This is a genomic window from Pseudoalteromonas sp. S4492 (assembly GCF_005886115.1).
GTDB classification, from domain to species: Bacteria; Pseudomonadota; Gammaproteobacteria; order Enterobacterales; family Alteromonadaceae; genus Pseudoalteromonas; species Pseudoalteromonas gelatinilytica.
The window spans coordinates 1-314 of sequence record NZ_PNCP01000386.1; the positions used below are offsets into that span (position 1 = coordinate 1).

The window sequence follows — 314 nt, forward strand, 5'->3', positions numbered from 1 at the left end:
GGATACTGATCCATTTCAGTCAGATCCAGTGTTTCCCGCCCACTCATTGGGTGACCTTTTCGCATCAGAACATTAAACGACGCAGTCGTGATCACCTCCTTGCAGAGGCTCTCGGTCGTATCTGGCAAGGTCACAATAACCCCAAAATCCAGCTCACCGGACTCCATGGAATAAATCGTCCCCTCATCAGGAAGCGACACAGTACAACTGATACCCGGTGCAATCTGCTTTAGATCAATCAGGGCCTGAATCAGAAAATGATCAAGAATGAACGAACCTGAACCGATTCGGTAATGGTGCTCGCTGGTCACAGG

At 49.4% G+C, this 314-nt stretch carries 1 protein-coding gene; it reads right to left on the reverse strand.

The annotated features are described in order from the left end of the window. On the reverse strand, positions 1-314 hold a 314-nt coding region (locus CWC28_RS21865), incomplete at both ends, for a LysR substrate-binding domain-containing protein (RefSeq protein ID WP_212746849.1).